Annotated in this window: 24 protein-coding genes and 1 tRNA gene; 16 read left to right on the plus strand and 9 right to left on the minus strand. The window is 70.8% G+C overall.

Features of this window, described 5'->3' with window-relative positions; translation table 11 throughout:
• Nucleotides 1-82 precede the first annotated feature (82 nt).
• Complete coding sequence (locus A7B18_RS05075; protein WP_102125599.1) at nucleotides 83-1,384, plus strand: hemolysin family protein; 1,302 nt, start codon at nucleotides 83-85, stop codon at nucleotides 1,382-1,384.
• 213 nt (nucleotides 1,385-1,597) lie between these two features.
• Here the strand turns inward: A7B18_RS05075 and A7B18_RS05080 are convergent, their stop codons facing one another.
• A complete protein-coding gene (locus tag A7B18_RS05080; RefSeq protein ID WP_102125645.1) occupies nucleotides 1,598-2,161 on the minus strand; it encodes a DinB family protein in 564 nt (187 codons plus the stop codon).
• A 113-nt stretch (nucleotides 2,162-2,274) separates the two neighbouring features.
• Nucleotides 2,275-3,279, minus strand: coding sequence for a tRNA dihydrouridine synthase (locus tag A7B18_RS05085; RefSeq protein ID WP_180970023.1), 1,005 nt, complete (start codon nucleotides 3,277-3,279; stop codon nucleotides 2,275-2,277).
• 172 nt (nucleotides 3,280-3,451) lie between these two features.
• On the opposite strand from A7B18_RS05085, the gene A7B18_RS05090 reads away from it, so the two are divergent.
• Nucleotides 3,452-3,970, plus strand: a complete 519-nt coding sequence (locus A7B18_RS05090) for a GNAT family N-acetyltransferase (protein ID WP_102125600.1) — start codon at nucleotides 3,452-3,454, stop codon at nucleotides 3,968-3,970.
• A 49-nt stretch (nucleotides 3,971-4,019) separates the two neighbouring features.
• Entirely contained in the window at nucleotides 4,020-4,769 is a 750-nt protein-coding gene (gene argB, locus A7B18_RS05095; RefSeq protein ID WP_102125601.1) for an acetylglutamate kinase, read from the plus strand.
• Nucleotides 4,770-4,835: 66 nt separating this feature from the next.
• On the opposite strand, the gene A7B18_RS05100 is transcribed toward argB, so the two are convergent.
• The 4 genes from A7B18_RS05100 to purE form a co-directional block, all read right to left on the minus strand.
• Nucleotides 4,836-5,411 carry a GNAT family N-acetyltransferase gene (locus A7B18_RS05100; RefSeq protein ID WP_102125602.1) on the minus strand — a complete coding sequence of 192 codons (576 nt, stop codon included), beginning with the start codon at nucleotides 5,409-5,411 and terminating at the stop codon, nucleotides 4,836-4,838.
• Between the two features lie 44 nt (nucleotides 5,412-5,455).
• On the minus strand, nucleotides 5,456-6,610 hold the full coding sequence (locus A7B18_RS05105) for a VanW family protein (RefSeq protein ID WP_102125603.1): 1,155 nt from the start codon (nucleotides 6,608-6,610) through the stop codon (nucleotides 5,456-5,458).
• A gap of 98 nt (nucleotides 6,611-6,708) precedes the next feature.
• Nucleotides 6,709-7,815, minus strand: a complete 1,107-nt coding sequence (gene purK, locus A7B18_RS05110; RefSeq protein WP_102125604.1) for a 5-(carboxyamino)imidazole ribonucleotide synthase — start codon at nucleotides 7,813-7,815, stop codon at nucleotides 6,709-6,711.
• A complete protein-coding gene (purE, locus tag A7B18_RS05115; RefSeq protein WP_102125605.1) occupies nucleotides 7,812-8,345 on the minus strand; it encodes a 5-(carboxyamino)imidazole ribonucleotide mutase in 534 nt (177 codons plus the stop codon). The genes purK and purE overlap by 4 nt, the downstream gene beginning before the upstream one ends.
• A gap of 32 nt (nucleotides 8,346-8,377) precedes the next feature.
• Between purE and A7B18_RS05120 the strand changes: the two genes are divergently transcribed.
• Nucleotides 8,378-9,550: a glutamate ligase domain-containing protein gene (locus A7B18_RS05120; RefSeq protein WP_102125606.1), complete on the plus strand. Its 1,173-nt coding sequence runs from the start codon at nucleotides 8,378-8,380 to the stop codon at nucleotides 9,548-9,550.
• 39 nt (nucleotides 9,551-9,589) lie between these two features.
• A tRNA-Lys gene (locus A7B18_RS05125) sits at nucleotides 9,590-9,665 on the plus strand.
• Between the two features lie 318 nt (nucleotides 9,666-9,983).
• On the opposite strand, the gene A7B18_RS21275 is transcribed toward A7B18_RS05125, so the two are convergent.
• The gene (locus A7B18_RS21275) at nucleotides 9,984-10,223 is read right to left on the minus strand and encodes a hypothetical protein (RefSeq protein WP_146009462.1); all 240 of its coding nucleotides are present in this window, start codon (nucleotides 10,221-10,223) and stop codon (nucleotides 9,984-9,986) included.
• Nucleotides 10,224-10,999: 776 nt separating this feature from the next.
• On the opposite strand from A7B18_RS21275, the gene A7B18_RS21865 reads away from it, so the two are divergent.
• Genes A7B18_RS21865 through A7B18_RS05140 form a run of 3 tightly spaced genes read left to right on the plus strand, consistent with a single transcriptional unit; the run spans nucleotide 11,000 to nucleotide 13,397 of the window.
• Complete coding sequence (locus A7B18_RS21865; RefSeq protein WP_180970024.1) at nucleotides 11,000-12,154, plus strand: AfsR/SARP family transcriptional regulator; 1,155 nt, start codon at nucleotides 11,000-11,002, stop codon at nucleotides 12,152-12,154.
• A gap of 35 nt (nucleotides 12,155-12,189) precedes the next feature.
• A complete protein-coding gene (locus tag A7B18_RS05135; protein ID WP_102125608.1) occupies nucleotides 12,190-12,789 on the plus strand; it encodes an NUDIX domain-containing protein in 600 nt (199 codons plus the stop codon).
• A gap of 2 nt (nucleotides 12,790-12,791) precedes the next feature.
• Nucleotides 12,792-13,397, plus strand: coding sequence for an IMPACT family protein (locus A7B18_RS05140; RefSeq protein WP_102125647.1), 606 nt, complete (start codon nucleotides 12,792-12,794; stop codon nucleotides 13,395-13,397).
• A gap of 15 nt (nucleotides 13,398-13,412) precedes the next feature.
• Here A7B18_RS05140 and A7B18_RS05145 read toward each other — a convergent pair whose 3' ends face one another.
• A complete protein-coding gene (locus A7B18_RS05145) occupies nucleotides 13,413-13,598 on the minus strand; it encodes a hypothetical protein (protein WP_102125609.1) in 186 nt (61 codons plus the stop codon).
• A 19-nt stretch (nucleotides 13,599-13,617) separates the two neighbouring features.
• On the opposite strand from A7B18_RS05145, the gene ispF reads away from it, so the two are divergent.
• Nucleotides 13,618-14,109 carry a 2-C-methyl-D-erythritol 2,4-cyclodiphosphate synthase gene (gene ispF / locus A7B18_RS05150; protein WP_102125610.1) on the plus strand — a complete coding sequence of 164 codons (492 nt, stop codon included), beginning with the start codon at nucleotides 13,618-13,620 and terminating at the stop codon, nucleotides 14,107-14,109.
• Entirely contained in the window at nucleotides 14,106-14,579 is a 474-nt protein-coding gene (locus A7B18_RS05155) for a tRNA (cytidine(34)-2'-O)-methyltransferase (RefSeq protein ID WP_102125611.1), read from the plus strand. The genes ispF and A7B18_RS05155 overlap by 4 nt, the downstream gene beginning before the upstream one ends.
• A gap of 1 nt (nucleotide 14,580) precedes the next feature.
• On the opposite strand, the gene A7B18_RS21285 is transcribed toward A7B18_RS05155, so the two are convergent.
• The gene (locus A7B18_RS21285; protein WP_146009464.1) at nucleotides 14,581-14,811 is read right to left on the minus strand and encodes a hypothetical protein; all 231 of its coding nucleotides are present in this window, start codon (nucleotides 14,809-14,811) and stop codon (nucleotides 14,581-14,583) included.
• 163 nt (nucleotides 14,812-14,974) lie between these two features.
• On the opposite strand from A7B18_RS21285, the gene A7B18_RS05160 reads away from it, so the two are divergent.
• From A7B18_RS05160 to A7B18_RS05185, 6 genes are all read left to right on the plus strand, one after another.
• On the plus strand, nucleotides 14,975-15,217 hold the full coding sequence (locus A7B18_RS05160) for a hypothetical protein (RefSeq protein ID WP_245872744.1): 243 nt from the start codon (nucleotides 14,975-14,977) through the stop codon (nucleotides 15,215-15,217).
• Nucleotides 15,214-15,834, plus strand: coding sequence for a DUF2087 domain-containing protein (locus A7B18_RS05165; RefSeq protein ID WP_102125613.1), 621 nt, complete (start codon nucleotides 15,214-15,216; stop codon nucleotides 15,832-15,834). The genes A7B18_RS05160 and A7B18_RS05165 overlap by 4 nt, the downstream gene beginning before the upstream one ends.
• Before the next feature lie 5 nt (nucleotides 15,835-15,839).
• Nucleotides 15,840-17,090, plus strand: coding sequence for an aminopeptidase (locus A7B18_RS05170; RefSeq protein ID WP_102125614.1), 1,251 nt, complete (start codon nucleotides 15,840-15,842; stop codon nucleotides 17,088-17,090).
• A gap of 73 nt (nucleotides 17,091-17,163) precedes the next feature.
• On the plus strand, nucleotides 17,164-17,361 hold the full coding sequence (locus A7B18_RS05175) for a hypothetical protein (protein ID WP_102125615.1): 198 nt from the start codon (nucleotides 17,164-17,166) through the stop codon (nucleotides 17,359-17,361).
• Nucleotides 17,358-17,774: a hypothetical protein gene (locus A7B18_RS05180; RefSeq protein ID WP_102125616.1), complete on the plus strand. Its 417-nt coding sequence runs from the start codon at nucleotides 17,358-17,360 to the stop codon at nucleotides 17,772-17,774. Before A7B18_RS05175 ends, A7B18_RS05180 begins: the two co-directional genes overlap by 4 nt.
• 6 nt (nucleotides 17,775-17,780) lie before the next feature.
• Nucleotides 17,781-17,978 (plus strand): helix-turn-helix transcriptional regulator, encoded by a 198-nt coding sequence (locus tag A7B18_RS05185; RefSeq protein WP_102125617.1) that lies wholly within the window; start codon nucleotides 17,781-17,783, stop codon nucleotides 17,976-17,978.
• Nucleotides 17,979-17,984 lie beyond the last annotated feature (6 nt).

Here is a 17,984-nt window from a genome sequence, read left to right on the forward strand (position 1 = left end):
ACCCGCGCAGTATAGCCGCCCCCGCCCGCCGTCAGGAACCCATGAAGGAAAGCTCACCCCGCCCGCCCCTACACTGCCCCCTGTGGGTAATCCCCTGCTGGAATTCGGCATCCTGATCGCGCTGCTGCTCGTCAACGGCTTTTTCTCGGGCTCGGAGCTGGGGGTGGTCTCTGCCAAACGCTCGCGCCTGGAGTCGGCGGCGGCGCGCGGCAGCCGGGGGGCGGCGGCGGCCCTGAGATTGATCGAGCGGCCCGGCGCCTTCCTCGCCACCGTGCAGATCGGCATCACCTTGATCGGCACCGTGAGTGCGGTCTTCGCGGGCGGCAGCCTCACCCGCTACCTCGAACCCGTGCTGCGCCCGCTGTTCGGGGAGGCGTCGGGCTCGGCGGCGGGCGTGGCGGTCGTCCTCCTCGTCACCTTCCTGTCGCTGGTGCTCGGCGAACTCGCGCCCAAGGGGGTGGCGCTGCGCAACCCCGAGGCCCTGGCGACGCGGGTCGCGCCCTTTTTCACGGTGCTCTCGCGGGTCATGCGCCCGGTCGTGTGGATTCTGGAAACCACCTCGCGCGGGCTGCTCGCCCTCTTCGGGATGCGCGGGGAGGCCGCCGAGTTCGTCACGGAGGAGGACGTGCGGGCCATCGTGAATCAGGCTGCCGAGAGCGGAAGTCTGGAGGCGGGCGAGCAGGGGCGCATCGAGTCGGTGCTGCGCTTCAACGACCGCCGGGTGCGCGACCTGATGACCCCGCGGGTGGACGCCGTGACCCTCGACCTGACGGCCCCCGTCGGGCAGGCGGTGGAGACCGTCCTCGCCTTTGAACACGACCGCTACGCCGTGCGCGACGGCTCGGGCGACGTGGTGGGGCAAGTCGCCGTGGCCGACGTGCTGCGCTCGCTGCACACCGGGCGGCCCCTCTCGGACTTCGTGCGGCCCGCCGTGTTCCTCCCCGAGACGGCCTGGGCGGAAGACGCCCTCGCCCGGCTGGAGCGCGAGGGTCAGCAGCGCCTCGCCGTCGTGGTGGACGAGTACGGCGAGTTCAGCGGGGTGCTGTCCGTCAGCGACCTCCTCGCCGAACTCGCCGGGATGGAGGACCCCGAGGAAGAGGGGCTCGTCGTGCGGCGCGACGACGGCACCTTCCTCGTGGACGGCGGCGTCCCGATGCACACCCTGCGCGAGACGCTGCCCCTGCCCCCGCTCGCCCGCGAGGACTTCAGCACCCTCGCCGGGTACGTGCTGGAGGCCCTGGGCGAGTTCCCGGGGGTCGGCCACCTCCTGCGGGTCGAGGACTGGGAGATCGAGGTCGTGGACGTGGACGGCCCGCGCGTGGACCGCCTCCTGATCCGCCCGCCGCAGGACTTCGCGCCGCTCGACCGCGCCGGGGCAGACTGACCCCGCTCCTCTCGCTCCAGAGGGACAGAAGCGCCCCCACTCCGGGTGGAGGCGCCGCGACACCGCCGCCTCCCGGGGACCGGCGGCTTCCCTTCAGCCGAGATTTTTTCCTCCCTGTCCCCTCGCGGAACGGGCACCGCCCATCCTGCTGCCGGAACAGAGAAACGGTTGCCGTGGCCCGCTGCACCCGACGTGAGGCGCCCAGAGGCGCGTCTAGAACTCGTCGTCGGCGATCAGTTCGGGTTCGGGCTCCCCGCTGGGGGCGGGCGCGGCGGTGTGGGGGCGGGCGAAGCGCAGGTAGTCGAGCCAGGGCGGCGTGTGGCCGAGCTGACGGATCAGGAGGACGATCTGGGCGGTGTGGCGGACCTCGTGGGTCATGACGTGCCACATCAGTTGGTCGAGGGTCACGGTGTCGCTGGCCGGGTCGTCCTGCACCAGCTTGACCTCGCGGCCCAGGTCGGGTTCGCTGTCCAAGAAGGTGCGGGTGAGGCCCGAGACCTCGCGCCCGTAATCGATGATCCAGCCGAGGTCGTACTGCTCGGCGCGGGGCTGCACCCAGTCGTGGGGGTAACGCCCGGCCACCCCGCCCCCGAGCGCGATGCCGTGGACCCAGTGGTCTTCGACGTCGGTGACGTGCAGCAGCAGGTCCTTGATGTTGTGAAAGCGGTCTCCGTCGATCAGATGCTGGTCGAGGTCGCTGCCGGGGAGTGCCCGCAGAAAATTCCATAGCTGCTCGCGAGCGGCGGACAGGTAGGCGTAGTATTCGCGGACGTTCATGGCCGCCCACAGCATACCGTGCCCCCTCCCACGCGGCGTGAAGACATTTACATCTCCCTTGGCCGTTTCCCCCCCTTCCCCCCCGACGGGCGGGCAAAGGCGTCGGGGCCGGGTTATCCGGCAGCCGGGACGTCTCGTCTCGCCGGACGGCCCGGGAAAACAGGCTCCAGACCCGCGAGCAGAGGGGTCAGAACGCGGGCCACGTCCTCCAGCGTCTCGACCGTGACGAGGGCGTCTCGCAGTTCGGGGAGGTCCGGGAGGTACTGAGGCAGCACCTTGCGCAGCGGACGCATGTTCGTCAGGCCCCGGCGGTCCAGTCCGTAAAAGGCCGCCTGCAACTCGGCGTGTCGCAGGGCGGTGCGGGCGCGTTCCTCCGGCCCGGGGGGTGTGTCGTCCCCGGTGGCGAGCGCGCGGAAGAGCCAGGGGTTGCCCACCGCCCCGCGCCCGATCATGACCGCCGCGACCCCGAGACGCCGCCGCCCGCGGGCCGCCTGCGCGCTGCGCACGTCGCCGCTGCCCACCACGGGCACGTCCACGCTCGCCGCGACGCGGGCGATGGCCTCCCAGTCGGCCTCGCCCGTGTAGCGCTGGGCGCTCGTGCGGCCATGCACGGTGATCAGGGCCGCGCCCGCCGCCGCGAGTCCCTGGGCGATCTCCACGCTGCGGTCGCGGTCCCAGCCCAGGCGAATCTTGGCGCTCACGTCGAGGTTCGTGGCCGAACGCATCGCCCGCACGAGCTCGAAGGCGACTTCCGGCGTCTGGAGGAGGCACGCGCCCCCCTTGCCGCGCACCTTGGGGACCGGGCAGCCCAGGTTGAGGTCGAGGGCGGCGGGGGCGAACCAGCCCTCGGCCCTCTCCACCGCCCGCGCCAGCAGGTCGGGCTCGGCGCCGAACAGTTGAACGACGCGGTTGGCCTCGCCGGGGTAGGGGCGGCCCAGGGAGAGATTTTCCGAGTCGCCCCCCAGCACCAGGCCCCGGGCGCTGATCATCTCGCTGACGGTCCACAGGGCGCCCTGCTCGGCGGCGAGCTGGCGCAGGGGGGCGTCGCTGTAGCCTGCCATCGGGGCGAGGACGGCCCCCGGGCGGGCGAGGCGGGAGGCGTAGAAACCGGGGCTCATCGGGGGGCAGGGTAGCGCACCCCACACCCCCAACGTGTGAAGCGGCGAAGGAGCAGCCTAAGACGCTCCGGTAGCCGAATTCACGCGCCCGACCGGGAAGGGGGGCGTATCCTGACCCCAGTCCGGCCACCCTTTCTCCCCCGACCCGCCCGCCGGACGGGAGGCACCCGAGTTGAGAGTCACGCCGCTGGCGCTGCACCACGCGCCGCTGCTCCACACGCTGTACGACGCCGCGCCCGGGTACTTCGCCCTGCTCGGCACCCGCGTTCCGTCCCTCCCCGAGGTCCAGCGGGACGTGGAAATCGCCCTCCTCGATCCGCGCCGCCACCTCGACCTTCTCCACGACGACGCCGGAGAACTTGTCGGCAGCCTCGACTGCAAGCAGGACTACCCCCATCCCGGCGACCTGACGATCAACCTGCTCCTGATCCGCGAGGACCGCCAGTCGCAGGGCCTGGGCGAGCGCACGGTGCGTGACCTGGAACGCCGCCTTCCCCGCGGCACCACCCGCATCCTGGCCTCGGTGCTCGGCGAGAATCCCCGGGGAGCGCGCTTCTGGGAGAGGCTGGGCTACACCTTCGCCCTCGACGCCCGTCCCTCCCTGACGTGGTACGCCAAACCCGTCGCGGTCCTCCCCGCCGGGCCGGGGGGAGACAGCCTGCACGCCGTATCGAGTCGGCGAACGGTCTGATCCCCCGGGGGCGCTGGCCGTTTGATTCCCGGCCCCTTAGACTCCCCCCGTGATCGTCAAATACGGCGGCAACGCCATGAAAAGCCCGGACCTGCGCCGCGCCGTCGCCGGGGAGATTGCCGCGCTGCGGGCCACGCACCCGGTCGTGGTGGTCCACGGGGGCGGCCCCGTCATCGAGCGCGAACTCGCGGCGCGCGGCGTGCCCAGCGAGTTCCGGGGCGGCCTGCGGGTGACCCCCCCGGAGGCGATGCACATCGTCGAGCTGGCACTGTGCGGCCTCAACAAGCGGCTGAGCCAGGAGGTCGGCGCGGCGGTCGGCCTGATGGGACGCGACAGCGAGCTGCTGCGCGCCGAGGTCCTCGACCCCGCCCTGGGCCGGGTGGGGCGGGTGACGGGCGTGAATGCGGGGTTGCTGCGGACCCTCCTCGGCGCCGGGATCACCCCCGTCGTGGGCTGCGTGGCGGTCGGCCCGGACGGCGACGCCCTGAACGTGAACGCGGACACCGCCGCCGGGGCGGTCGCGGGGGCGCTGGGGGAGGGCATCGTCTTCCTGACGGACGTGGAGGGCGTCTACCGCGCCTACCCCGACCCCTCCAGCCTCGCCCCCCACCTCCCCCGCGCCGAGGTCGAGGCCGGCACCCGGGCGGGCTGGATCGCGGGCGGCATGCTTCCCAAGGTGCGGGCCGCCCTCGACGCCCTCCAGGCCGGGGCGCCCTACGCGGTGATCGCCAGCGGGATGACGGCGGGGGTCCTCGCGGCGGCGGCGCGGGGGGAGGCGGGAACGCGGATCACGCCCTGACGGGCGGGCAGAAGGAGGGCGGCGGAAGGCTTTTGAAAGCTTCGAGCCATCTGCCTTCTGCTCCCCTCACCGCGTCACGCTGAAGATCAACGTGTCCCGGAGTTGAGCCGGGTCGTCCGCCGCCACCGCGTCGTTCACGAGGGTGGCGTCGAGGCGGTAGCCCAGGGCGCGGGGGATGCGGGCGCTGCGCTCGTTGCGGGCGTCGCAGCGGATTTCGATGCGGCGCAAGCCCAGGCCGCCTTCCTCCGGGGCACGTAGGCCGAGGTCCGTCAGGGCCCGCGCCACCTCGGTCGCGTAGCCCCGCCCGGCGTGCGCGGTGGCGATCCAGTACCCGATCTCGCCCCTGGGCACCCGCCAGTCGAGCGCGTGGTAGCCGCTGCTGCCCACGAGTTCGGTGCCGTCCGCGTTCCAGACGTGGTACCGCAAGTTCTCGCGGGTCTCGAAGCGCCCGGCGACCTCCCGCAGGTTCTCCACCGTCCCGGCGAGGTCGAGCGGTTCCTGCGCCCAGACCATCCACCGCCGCAGCTCGGGCAGGGAAGTCTGGACGGCGGCGTGGAGGGCCGGGGCGTCCTCGGGCCTGGGGGCGCGCAGGAGGAGGCGGGGGGTGCGAACCTCGGTGGAGACGGGGGGCAGGGCAGGCATACGGGGGAACTGTAGCGCCAGGCCCCCCCCAGCCCTCCCCGAGATCAAAGCCGCTCGTCGCCCGGATGCACCCCGTACACGGCGCCCCAGGGCTCATAGACGCTCTTGAGCGTGTCCCGGCTGGTCTTGCCGCCCGGATAGACGATCACGCGCCCGATCACGCTGGTCATGCCCTGCATAGGCTGGTCGAGCAGACGGCGGCGACCCGGGGCGACACGGGGGTCGGCGGTGTAGCTGGGGGTCGCGGGGGCCTGGAAGCCCATCACCACCGGTTGCCCGACCTTCACCCGGCGCCCGGTGTTGGCCCCGAACACGTCGAAGCGCAGGGTCTGCGCGCGGCGGTCCCAGGCGGCCTGGATGAAGAGGTACTTGCCGGTGTCGTTCCTCATCCGCAGGTTCTTGCTCGGCGCGTACACGGTGGCCTCGAAGCCCACGGGGTCGTAGTAGCGGACCCGGTGGCTGTGCTCGTGGCGCTCGGTGACCGGCAGGCCCGCCCGGTAGAGCGCCCGGAAGACGGTGGTGCTGACCTGGCAGATGCCGCCGCCGTCCTCCTTCGTCAGGGTGCCGCCGCTGATCACGAAGCCCTTGACGAAGCCCGTCGAGGCGTCGATCTGCCCGATCTCCTCGTTGAAATTGAACTCGTGCCCCGGCGCGATGAAGAAGTTGTCAAGCTTGCTCGCGCCCACCAGGATGTTCCTCTCGCGGAAGGCCGGGCTGCCCGCGTAGCTGCTGGTCCCGGTCGAGACGTGCCACAGCACCCCGCGCCGGGCCAGTTCCGCCACGCTCCGGGCCGGTCGGATGGGCTTGTAGACGACCTCGGCGCTGTTCTTGCCCGCCAGGACCGCCCTCAGGAGGTTGCGTTTGGTCGCGTCGCGGTCGGCCAGCCAGCCGGTCTGCCCCCGCGCCACCCATGAGCCCCCGACATTCCGAAACACGGCGGGGAGGGGCTTGCGGGCGTCGATCTCGTCGAACATCCGGCCCAGCGCGGGGCTGAGCCGGGTGCTGACCTTGCGGTGCTTCCGGCTGGCGGCCACTGCATCGGCGGGCAGGGCCCACGATTTGACGATGCTTTGGGTGCCGACCTGCCCCTTTTGAATCCGCTGTTCGCTGGCGCGCAGGATGAGTTTGAACGGCTCGGCCCCGCGCGCGCCCGCCGAGGCGACGAGGGTGAGGGTCAGCAGGGGAAGGAGGCGCTTCACCCCCCCAGGCTAGGAAGGAGGGGCTGACCTGCCGTGAGGGCGCCCACCCCCGGGGTTCACCCGTGGGAGGGGGGCGAGGGGGCCCTCCCCCCGGAGCCTCAGGGAATTCGCCGCTCCAGCTCCGCCAGCCGCCCCCACAACGTCTCCACATCCGGCGCGACGAGGTTGACGTGCCCGAGCTTGCGGCCCGGGCGATGCGCCTTGTGGTAGAGGTGCCGCCGGGTGCCGGGGAGGGCGTCTATGGCATCCCAGTCAGGCTCCCGCTCATCCGGAGTCCCCACGACGTTCACCATCGCGCAGGGGTGCAGGGGGGCCCAGTCGGTCAGCGGCCAGCCCAGCACCGCGCGCACCTGCGCCTCGAACTGGCTGACGCCCCCACCGTCCTGGGTCAGGTGACCGCTGTTGTGAACGCGTGGGGCGACCTCGTTCACCAGCAGGTCACCGCCGGGCAACTGGAAGAATTCGAGGGTCAGCAGTCCCTCCAGCCCCCAGCCCTCGGCCACCCGCCGGGCGAGGTCGCGGGCCTGCGCCTCCGTGTCTGGGGGGACCTGCGCCGGATAGACGCTCGTGCGCAGGATACCCCGACGGTGCGTGTTCTCCACCAGCGGCCCGAAGGCGACCTCCCCCGCCACGTTCCGGGCGACCCCCAGGCTCACCTCGCGTTCGAAGGCGACCAGCTCCTCCAGCACGCAGGGCACCCGGCCCAGGCCCTCCCAGGCCGCCCGCAGGTCCGCCTCTGAATTCACCTGCGCCTGCCCCTTGCCGTCGTAGCCGAGTTCGGAGGTCTTGAGGAGGCCCTGGCCGCCGACCGCCTCCAGGGCGCCGGGCAGGTCGGCCTGCGTCTCGACCGCCACGAAGGGCGCGGTGGCCGCCCCCGCCGCGCGCAGGGCCTCCTTCTCGCGGGCGCGGTGCTTGCTGCGGGCCGGGAGCGTTCCGCCGGGCCGCACGGGCCCCCGCCCCTCTAAAGCGGCGAGCGCCTCCACCGGCACGTTCTCGAACTCCAGGGTCACGGCGTCGCACGCGGCGAGGCGGCCCAGCCCCGCGGGGTCGGTGTAGGGGGCGCACAGGTGCTCGGCGCACAGCCGGGCGGGCGCCTGCGGGTCGGGTTCCAGCACCACCGTCCTGATGCCGAGCGGCAGGGCGGCGAGGGCGAGCATCTGGGCGAGCTGGCCGCCGCCGAGGATGCCGAGTGTAGGAGGAGTCATTCGGGCCCCGCCTCCGGGTGGCCCTCGAAATAGGGATCGTCGAGGACGGCCCGGGTCTGCCGCTCACGCAAGGCGGTCAGGCGCTCGCGGACCTCTCCATCGGTCGTGGCGAGGATGGCGGCGGCGAAGAGGGCGGCATTTTTCGCCCCCGCCTGCCCGATGGCGAAGGTGGCGACCGGAATCCCGGCGGGCATCTGCACGATGCTGAGCAGGCTGTCCTGGCCGCTCAGGGCGCGGCTGTGCACCGGAACGCCGAGCACGGGCACCCGGGTGAAAGCGGCGAGCATCCCCGGCAGGTGAGCCGCGCCCCCCGCCCCCGCGATGATCGCGGTGAGGCCCAGCCGCTCGGCGCGGGCCGCGTAGCTGGCGAGGAGGCCGGGCGTCCGGTGCGCCGAGAGCACCCGCACCTCGTACCCGATCCCCAGGTCGAGCAGCACGTCCAGCGCCCCCGCCATCGTCTCGAAGTCGCTGCGGCTGCCCATGACCACGCCCACGCGGGGCGACCCACCCGTCTGCGTCACGGCCCGCATCCTACATGCCGGGGCCGCGCTACCCTCGCCCCATGACGGGCGGGCCCGACCACGACTGGCTCTTCTCGCGCACCCGCGCGGGCCGGGCGCGGGGACCCCAGGCGGCCCGGGTCCTCCTCGACCGCTTGGGAGCCCCGGATCGCCACTTCGATACCGTCCGGGTCGTCGGCACGAACGGCAAGGGGAGCACCTGCGCGATGCTGGAGGCCGGGCTTCTCGCTGCCGGGGTCCGGGTAGGCCGCTTCACCAGTCCGCACCTCACCCGCTATGAGGAACGCATCCGCCTCCAGGGCCACGACCTCGACCCGGCGCGCACCACTGAGTTCATCGCCTGGGCCAAGGAGCACGCGCCGGAGGCCGCCTTCTTCGACCTCACCCTGGCCCTCGCCTGCCTGGAATTCGCGCGGGAGGGAGTCGAGCTTGCCGTGATGGAGGCCGGGGTGGGCGGGGTCAGCGACGCGACGCAGGCGCTCTCCACGGTATGTGCCGTCGCCCTCACCAACGTAGCCCTCGACCACACGGCCACCCTCGGCCCCACCCTGCGCGACATCGCCCGCGACAAGGCCCTCGCCGCGCGGCCCGGCGTGCCCCTGCTGACCACCGCGACCGGGGAGGCGCTGGAGGTCGTGCGGGAGGTCACGGCGGAGGTCGGTGCCCCCCTCCTCACCCCGGAGACGCATCCAGCCCTCTTCGCGCTGCCCCGCCCGCCCCGCCTTGCGGGAGCGCACCAGCACGCGAACGCCGCCCTGGCTCTGGCGGCACTGAGGCTGTTGGGCCATGAGACGGGAGTGGACGCGGCGCTGGATGCCACCCACCCCGCCCGGCTGGAACGTTTGGAGGTCGGCGGGAAGACGGTTCTGATCGACGGCGCCCACAACCCGCACGCCACGGGCGCCCTCGCCGCCAGCGTGCCCCGCGCCGACGTGCTCCTTTTCGGCAACCTCGCCCGCAAGGACACCGCCGCCACCCTTGCCCCCCTCCTCACCCTCGCACCTGTCCGGGTGTTCACCGCGCCGGGCGACCCGGCGACCGCTCCCCACGGCCTCGCCTTGGCCTACGGGGGGGAGGCGCACCCCGACCCCCACGCGGCCCTCTCCCGCGCCCTCGCCCTGACCCCACCGGGCGGCACCCTGCTCGTCACGGGAAGCCTGTACCTCGCTGGAACGGTGCGGGCGCTCATTCTGACTGGCCTCGCCTCCCCTTGACAGGTTGCCCGGGCGTCCGTATACTCCCCTTCGCTAACCGGGTCGTTAGCTCAATTGGCAGAGCAGCTGACTCTTAATCAGCGGGTTGTAGGTTCGATTCCTACACGACCCACCAAAAAGTTCCCGCCTCGCGCGGGTTTTTTATTGCTCGGTGGTTGCACGTCCAGGGCCCTCTCAATTAACAAGGAAGGGCGGGTTGTCTGGATGTCTAGCGTCGCCGAGTGAAGTTCTTCACGGCAACAGGCAAAAAGCAAGCGGGGCCGCCTTCACGGACGGCCCCACTCTGCGTTAATATTCATTTCAGATGACCCCAAAGTCGACTGTCGTTCCTCGCATCACCGGGAGGGTGAGGTCACGCGGCTTTTCTGCGACGGGCCGGTCCGCCTTCACGGGCTGCGGCTTGGGAGCGGGCGTCACCTTGTGGGTGAGCATATCAGGCCGCCTTCCCGAGGGTGGGGAGGGGGATCATGACGCCGAAATCTTTGATTCCCGCTTGCATGACACCAAAGTCCTTGATCCCCGCCTTCATCACGCCGAAATCTTTGATCCCTGCCGTCATCACACCGAAGTCCTTGATGCCCGCTTTCAGCACGTCCCCCTTGCTGGGTCCCTCTGAGTGGCAGGGCACTTGTGACAGGTGTGTAAGATGCAGGCCTCTAAGCTTGAAGTTCATAGGTCTAGCGTACTGAAGGAGACGTGAGGTGACGGATGGACTCACTCAGTGCGTTGAAATCTGCGTTCGAATCGGGAAGCTACCGCAGCGTTATCACATATGGGTCATGTCTTGAACACGCCCCTGTTGAAGTTTGGCGAATGGTAGGACTGGCACATCTTAGGCTGCGTGAGTTTGAAAGTGCAGAGACACCACTGACTAGGGCTAGTGTGTTAGGTGACCCGGAAGCGATGGTGGAATTAGGCAACCTACTCCGCTTAACAGGGCGTTTCGAAGAAGCATGTGAGCAGTTCGCGCATGTAGAGTTTATACTGTCGGGTGAGCTTGCGTTACGCAATCAAAGATGGTGGGGGACAGCGGAATTTCAGTTGGGGCGAGTTGAGTCCGGGCTGATGCGCTGTGAGAAAGCTTGGCACGGATACATGGCAATGGGTGATGAAGAACTGACGGGCAGAGTTACTCAAACTTTAGGACAAATGTATTCGATTATCGGGAATGATCGTAGGGCATTGCAGTTATACAAGGAGGCACTAAAAGTCCTGAGAATTGATCCCATTCCCTATCCTCGAATCTCAACTCTACATAGTGCCGCCAGCCTCTACTTGAATTTTAAAAGACTTGACTCGTCTCTAGAATACATAAAAGAGGCGCGAAACATACTGTCTAGACCAGAGTACTCATCTGATCATTGGTTGACAATGATTCTTGCTGTAGAAGCTGACCTTTACAGGTTGCGGAGTGATCATCATAAATTGCACTCAACACTCAATGAACTTTTGCAGATAGTTCAACGCAGCGGCGACCATGAGGCTCGTGTTTGGACCATCTCCCGCCTCGCCGAGTTCTACAGCGAGCAGGGACAACACGCTAAGGCAATGGAGGCATTGCACAAGGGCGTGGGCCCCGGCCAGGAGCTTCCCCCTCCCCTGCTCGTAACGCGCGCGGTGGTGCTGAGGCGGCGTGGGCAGGTCGAGCTCGCGCTCAGCGACTTCGAGGCGGCGTTGCCGGGCGTACGGGCCATGCAAGACGCCCACCTCTTGACCCGCACGCTGCTGCATCAGGCGGACGCGCTGCGGCGGGCGGGCCGGGCCCAGGAGGCGGTCGGGTGTCTGAGGGAAGCGCTCGAACGGCTGTTGCAAGACCGCGACCAGGGGCGGTACAAGCCCGACATCGAGGAACTGGCCGAGCTGGCCCACAGCGCCCTGCTGGAGCCGGAGGTCGCGCCCTTCATGGAGGCGGTGCTGGAGCGGCTGGCGGCGGTGACGGGGGGCACGTCGCTCGACGACGAACGCCTGACCCACGTGCAGGTGCAGACGCTGGGACGCGTGCAGATCACGCGCGACGGGCAGGCCGTGCCCCTCACCCTGCACGGGAGCGCCCTGCTCCTCGTGTACCTCAGCCAACATCCTGGGCGCACCCGGCAGGAGATTCAGCTCGACCTCTACCCCGACAAGGAGCCGGTGACGGGCTCGAACTACATCCGCAGCGTGATCCGCGAGTTGCGCGAGGGGTTGGGGCGCGAGGTCGTGATCCACACCGGGCCGCACAATCAGCCGCGTTACTCGCTGGGGCCGGGGCTGAGCCTCACCCTCGACGTGGAAGAGCTGCGCCGGGCGCTGGGCGAGGGCGACGCCGCGCGCATCCTGGCGCTGTACCGGGGGCCCTTCATGGCGTCGGTGACCGACAGCGAGTGGGCGGACGGGCTGCGCGAGGAGTTGCAGACGGCGGTGACGCTCGCCCTGCGCGAACAGATGCGGGCGGCGCGCGGGCGGGGCGACCTGCGGCGGGCCCTGCTCCTCGCCAACCAGCTCCTGCGGGTGGACCCCTACGACCCCGAGGTGCTTGAGGAACGGGTGGAGATCGCCCGCCGCGTCGCCTCGCCGCAGGAGGTCGCCCGCTACGTGGTCGAGTTGCAGCGGATGGGGACCTGAGGCCCGCGCGGGGCGGCCTGCGGTAGCCTGCGGGCATGGCGGACACGCGGGACGCGCACCCCAACTGGCCGGGGCTGGTCCCGGACGAGACACAGCCGTGGGAGACCCTGGAATCCCGGACGCTGGTGGACAGCCCGCGCCGGGTGCTGGAGGACCGGGCGCGCACCGCCTCGGGGGTGGAGGTCACCTACCAGTACCGCCCCCGCGGCCCGCGCGCCGTGTTCGTGCTCCCCGTGACCGGGGCGGGCGAGGCGGTCCTGATCCGGCAGTACCGCTACCCCCTGCGGGCGACCGTGTGGGAGGTCGTGGCGGGCGGGGTCGAGCGCGGTGAGGAGTTGCTGGACTCGGCGGTCCGCGAACTCGCCGAGGAGGTGGGGGGCCGGGCCGCCGAATGGGTGGGCCTGCCCGGCTTCTACCCGCAGCCCAGCATCAGCGGGGTCGTCTTCTACGCCCTGCTCGCCCTCGGCGTGACGCTGGGGGAGACCGCCCACGAGGCGGGCGAGGTCATCGAGCGGGTGGTGCTCCCCCTGGGCGAGGCGTACCGGATGCTGGAGGCGGGCGAGATTCAGGACGGGCCGAGCAGCCTCACCCTCTGGCACGCGCGGCGGCCTCTCACGGAGCGCGGGCTGCTGTGACCCTGCCCGACCTGCCCCCGCCCTTCACCACGTTGGCGGCGCCGCACCGGCATGACGCCGTGGTCGAAGGCAGCGAGTTCCTGGCCTTCGCCGAGCGGGCCGACACGCCAGGAGCGGCGCTGGCGCAGTTGGCGGCCCTGCATGCCCGTTACCCCGACGCCACCCACCATTGCTGGGCCTACCGCATCCTGCCGCTCTACCGCTTCTCCGACGACGGGGAGCCGGGGGGCACGGCGGGGGCGCCCATCCTGCGGGCCAGCGAGGGGCAGGGGGTGGATCACGTCATGGTCGTCGTCGTGCGCTACTTCGGCGGGGTGAAGCTCGGCACGGGCGGCCTCGTGCGCGCCTACGGGGGTACGGCGGCGGAGTGCCTGCGGACGGCCCCGCGCGAGACGGTGCGGCCCCGCGTCACCCTGAGCGTGAGCGTGCCCTTCGAGCACCTGAGCGCGCTCTACCACCTCCTCGGGACCTTCGACACCGGGCGCGGCGAGGAGGCGTATACGGCCTCGGGCGTGACCCTACCCGTGCGCGTGTACCCGGAGGAGGCCGAAGCCTTCACGGCGGCGCTGCGAGATGCCACCCGAGGAGCGGCGGAGATGGATTTCTGACCCGGTTCCCTCACCCTATGGGATGGTCAGGCCGAGCACGACAGAGACTCCGCCCAGAACCACCGCCAGAATGCCGCAAAGAACGCCGGCAGCCAGCAGCGGATGGCTGAGCCGGGAGGTTACACCCAGCAGCAAGGCCACGACAAGAAGCCCCACCGCGAGTGGAACGGTGACATTGAGCAGCAGGTAGGGTCTGGACATCCTGGCCTAAGCTACCCCCATGACCCCTTCCCCCCTCCCCCCCCGCGTCGGCTTCGGAGAGGACGCCCACCGCCTCGCCGCCGGACGCCCGCTCGTCCTCGGCGGCGTGCCCATTCCCCACGCCGAGCGGGGCGCGGTGGCCCACAGCGACGGGGACGCCGTGCTCCACGCCGTCGCCGACGCCCTGCTCTCCGGCCTGAGCCTCGGGGACATCGGGCAGCACTACCCCGACACCGCCGCCGAGAACGCGGGCCTGGACTCGCGCGTGATCCTCGCCCGCTGCCTGGCCCTCGTGCGGGAGAGGGGGTACGCCCCCGCCAACGTCGCCCTCGTCGTCACGCTCGACCGCCCCAAGTTGGGGCCGCTGCGGGCCGAGATCGCCGGGAACGTGGCCGCCCTGCTGGGGCTCGCCGAGACCGAGGTGGGCGTGAGCTTCAAGACCTCGGAGGGGTTGGCACCCGACCACGTTCAGGTGCGCGTGACCGTGCTCCTCACGCGGGTGGGGGCGTGACCGACGCTTCACCCTCTCCCCTGCTGCGCGTGGTGCTCTACGAGCCCGAGAAGGCGGGGAACGTGGGCAACGTCGCGCGGACCTGCGCCGTCCTGGGGGCCGAGCTGCACCTGATCCGGCCCTTCGGCTTCCACCTCCACGACCGGGAGTTCCGGCGGGCCGTGATGGACTACCTGGAGGGTGTGTCCCTGTTCGAGCACGCGAACTGGTCGGCCTTCCAGGCGGCGCTGCCGGGGGAAGCGCGGGTATGGGCCTTTTCCACCCACGCGACGACCCTCTACACCCGGGCGGGCTTCCGGCAGGGAGATTACCTCTGTTTCGGCCCGGAGTCACGCGGGCTGCCGGTCTGGCTGCGGGAGGCGTTGCCCGCCCTCAAACTTCCCCAGCCCGGCGGGGGCCGCAGCCTCAACCTCGCCGTGGCGGTGGGCGCGGCGGCCTTCGAGGCGGGGCGGCAGATCGAGGGCTGGTAGCTCAGGCACGCCCCCCAGTGCGGCGTCGGGAGACGAGCCAGACCACCCAGGCGACCAGCCCTCCCGACCCCGCCAGGACACCGACCGGAATGGTGACGAGCATCAGCCACCCCAGGACGAAGAGGAAGGAGAGCAGCCCGCCCACGTCCACCCCGGCCACCACGCAAGGGTACGTTCCCGCCTCGTCCAGTCGGCAGCCGTTCATTCCGGCCACCCACGATGAGATCAGCACGCCCAGCAGCGGACCGAACGTGAACAGCGCCCAGGCGGGGACGGCGAGCAGGAATCAGCGGCGGCGCATGGGCCCAGCTTGCGGGCGGGCGCACCCGGGTAGGTCATTTGCTTTATTTCGACACTTACCGAATCGAAGTAGGCTGGGCCCGAAAGGAGTCGAGATGACTTCAAGACGAGATGACGGGCCGCAGGCCAGGATGAACGCCCATTTCCACCGCGTCCTCGAAGGGCTGCTCACGAACGCCGAGCGGGACGTGCGGTTGGCGCGGGCGGGGGAGGACCGGGCGGCCATCGCCAGGGCGCGGGCCCGGCTGGACACGCTGCGGGCGGCGCTGGACATCTATGCGGCGAGTCACCTCGTCGGCCACGGGGAGCGGCCCTGGCCCCGGGAGGCACGGGCATGAGCACCGACCTGACCGCCCGCGCCGCCTTGTTCCGCGCCCTCTCGCACCCGGCGCGGCTGGCGCTGCTGCGGCTGACGTGGACCCAGGCATTGTCCGGCGAGACGCTCGCGCGGCTGATGAACCTCGCGCCCGCCACGGTGAGCCACCACCTCGCGGCACTCGCGGAGGCGGGGCTGACCACCGTGCGGCAAGACGGCCATCACCGCCTGCACGGGGTCAACCACGCGGCGCTGGGCGTGACACTCTCGGCCCTGATTCGTGGGGAAGGCGAGACTCCGACCGCCGAGGACCCCTACCGGGCGCGGGTGCTGCGGGCCTTCATGCAAGGCGGACGGCTGACCCGCATCCCCGCCCAGCGCAAGAAGCGGGACGTGATCCTGATGGAGCTCGCCTCCCTGTTCGAGCCGGGCCGCACGTACACCGAGCGCGAGGTGAGCGACATGCTCGGCGAGTACCACCCCGACTTCTTCACCCTGCGGCGCGAACTCGTGGGGCTGGGGCTGCTCGCCCGCGAGAACGGCGTGTACTGGCGGGTGAGCGGGGGCCGCACCCCACGCCGTGCGGACGACCACACCCTGACCCTGCCGCCCGCTGCTCCGGGAGACGCCGTAGAGTGACGCCCATGACCCTCAACGCCGACTTCGAGGCCAAGCTCGCCCGCTACGCCGAACTGCTCGTCCGCACGGGAGTGAACCTGCCGGAGGGGGGGAAGGTGCGCGTGACCGCTCCCCTGGAGGCCGCTCCCCTCGTCCGGCTGGTTTCCCGCGCCGCGTACCGGGCGGGGGCGCTCGACGTGCGCGTGGACTACACCGATGCCCACCTCTCCCTCACCCGGTACGAGGACGGCGGTGACGCGGCGGTGGACTTTCTGCCGGAGTGGGCGGCGCAGGAGGGAGAGAACCTCGTCGCCGACGGTTACGCCTTCATCTCCGTCGTGGGTGAGGACCCCTCGCTGCTCTCCGGGGTGGACCAGGGCCGGGTCGCGCGGCGCTCCAAGGCGGTAGCGGCCTCCATGCGCAACGTCCAGCGCGCCATCGGCGGCATGGAGGTGAGCTGGACCGTCGGCGCGATGAGCACCCCGGCCTGGGCGAGGGCCGTCTACCCCGACCTCCCCGAGGAGCAGGCTGTTTCCCGCCTCTGGGACGACATCTTCACCGTCAGCCGTGCCGACGAGCCCGACCCCGTGGCCGCCTGGAACGCGCACCTGGACCGGCTGGAACGCCTGTGCACCTTCCTCAACGGGCGGCGGTACGCGGCGATTCACCTCCGCAGCGAGCTGGGCACCGACCTCACCGTGGGCCTCGCCGAAGGGCACATCTGGCAGGGGGGCGCGGAGACGGCGAAAAACGGCGTGCGCGGCGTGCCCAACATCCCCACCGACGAGGTGTTCACGGCGCCGCACCGCGAGCGGGTGGACGGGGTGGCGGTGGCGAGCAAGCCCCTGAGTGTGCGCGGCCAGCTCGCCGAGGGCATTCGGATGCGCTTCGAGGGAGGCCGGGTCGTCGAGGTCACGGCGGAGAAGGGGGAGGACACCCTGCGCCAGCTCGTCGAGACGGACGAGGGCGCGGCCCGGCTGGGCGAGATCGCCCTCGTGCCCGCCTCGGCCCCCGTCGCGCGGACGGGCACCCTCTTCCTGAACACGCTCTTCGACGAGAACGCCGCCTCGCACATCGCCCTGGGCCGCTGCTACCCCACCAACGTGCAAGACGGCGAGAACCCCGAGGCCCTGATCGCGGCGGGCGGCAACGACTCCCTGATCCACGTGGACTGGATGATCGGCACCCCCGGCACCGATGTGGACGGCGTGCGCGAGGACGGCACCCGTGAGCCGCTGATGCGGGGCGGGGAGTGGGTGGTGGGCGAGAAGAAGTAAGGTTGACTTGACATTTCGTCGTGTCCCCCCTACCTTGTGTCAAGCAAGCCTGACACACGAGGGGGGAGCCAACATGAACCAGACCCGCCGCACTGTCTCCAACCTTCTGTCCGCCTCGCTCATCGCCTTGAGCTCGGCCCTGCTGCTGCTCGGCCCGGCTTCGCAGGGCGTGCGGGCTGGACCGCTGACCCACCTGCTCTACGTGCTGCTGATCGTGCTGGGCTTCCTGCTTCTGGTGGCCGCCGTGCTCCGGGGTATGCGCCGCCGATGAGTCGGGCACAGCGGCGGCGGCGGGCGACCCGGCCCGACACCGTGCTGGGAGCGGGGCTGACGCTGGGGGCGGTGCTCGCCTTCGTCTTCCTGAGCCGCCCGGGAGAGGTGAACGTGCTGGGCACCGGGCTGCTGTGCCTGACGCCGCTGGTGGACGCGGGCCGCAATCTGGCGGTCGACCGCCTGCTGGACGAGTACGAGCGCTCGTTGATGCTGCGGGCGGTGGCCCTGGCCTTCAACGCCGTGATGGTCGGCCTCTTCGTCCTCGGGATGCTGGGGGCCGCCTCGCTGCTCGGCGGGCGGGGGGAGGCGGAGACCGTCCCGGCCCTGCTGCTTATCCTGCTCTTTCTGGGCGGCTGGGTGGTCTTCGGCCTGGGTTATGTCGTTCTCCAGCGCCGCGAGACACGGGCCTAGCCGCCGATGAAAAACCGCCTCCGCGTGCTGCGCGCCGAGCATGGCCTGACCCAGGCCGACCTCGCCGAGCGGCTGGACGTGTCCCGGCAGGCCGTCAACGCCCTGGAAACGGGCAAACACGACCCCAGCCTGTCCCTCGCCTTCAAAATCGCGCGGCTGTTCGGGCTCCGGATCGAGGACATCTTCATCGATGAACCGGAGTGACTCGCC

It is taken from the genome of Deinococcus planocerae (assembly GCF_002869765.1).
GTDB classification, from domain to species: Bacteria; Deinococcota; Deinococci; order Deinococcales; family Deinococcaceae; genus Deinococcus; species Deinococcus planocerae.

Excerpts from the sequence above, each read along its gene's own strand:
- purK (WP_102125604.1), bottom strand. The coding sequence starts at position 7,815 with ATGACTCCTCCTACACTCGGCATCCTCGGCGGCGGCCAGCTCGCCCAG.
- A7B18_RS05170 (WP_102125614.1), top strand. The coding sequence starts at position 15,840 with ATGACCCTCAACGCCGACTTCGAGGCCAAGCTCGCCCGCTACGCCGAA.
- A7B18_RS05135 (WP_102125608.1), top strand. The coding sequence starts at position 12,190 with ATGGCGGACACGCGGGACGCGCACCCCAACTGGCCGGGGCTGGTCCCG.
- A7B18_RS05145 (WP_102125609.1), bottom strand. The coding sequence starts at position 13,598 with ATGTCCAGACCCTACCTGCTGCTCAATGTCACCGTTCCACTCGCGGTG.
- ispF (WP_102125610.1), top strand. The coding sequence starts at position 13,618 with ATGACCCCTTCCCCCCTCCCCCCCCGCGTCGGCTTCGGAGAGGACGCC.
- A7B18_RS05100 (WP_102125602.1), bottom strand. The coding sequence starts at position 5,411 with ATGCCTGCCCTGCCCCCCGTCTCCACCGAGGTTCGCACCCCCCGCCTC.
- A7B18_RS05085 (WP_180970023.1), bottom strand. The coding sequence starts at position 3,279 with ATGAGCCCCGGTTTCTACGCCTCCCGCCTCGCCCGCCCGGGGGCCGTC.
- A7B18_RS05120 (WP_102125606.1), top strand. The coding sequence starts at position 8,378 with ATGACGGGCGGGCCCGACCACGACTGGCTCTTCTCGCGCACCCGCGCG.
- A7B18_RS05160 (WP_245872744.1), top strand. The coding sequence starts at position 14,975 with ATGACTTCAAGACGAGATGACGGGCCGCAGGCCAGGATGAACGCCCAT.
- purE (WP_102125605.1), bottom strand. The coding sequence starts at position 8,345 with ATGCGGGCCGTGACGCAGACGGGTGGGTCGCCCCGCGTGGGCGTGGTC.
- A7B18_RS21275 (WP_146009462.1), bottom strand. The coding sequence starts at position 10,223 with ATGAACTTCAAGCTTAGAGGCCTGCATCTTACACACCTGTCACAAGTG.
- A7B18_RS05080 (WP_102125645.1), bottom strand. The coding sequence starts at position 2,161 with ATGAACGTCCGCGAATACTACGCCTACCTGTCCGCCGCTCGCGAGCAG.
- A7B18_RS05180 (WP_102125616.1), top strand. The coding sequence starts at position 17,358 with ATGAGTCGGGCACAGCGGCGGCGGCGGGCGACCCGGCCCGACACCGTG.
- A7B18_RS05175 (WP_102125615.1), top strand. The coding sequence starts at position 17,164 with ATGAACCAGACCCGCCGCACTGTCTCCAACCTTCTGTCCGCCTCGCTC.
- A7B18_RS05165 (WP_102125613.1), top strand. The coding sequence starts at position 15,214 with ATGAGCACCGACCTGACCGCCCGCGCCGCCTTGTTCCGCGCCCTCTCG.
- A7B18_RS05185 (WP_102125617.1), top strand. The coding sequence starts at position 17,781 with ATGAAAAACCGCCTCCGCGTGCTGCGCGCCGAGCATGGCCTGACCCAG.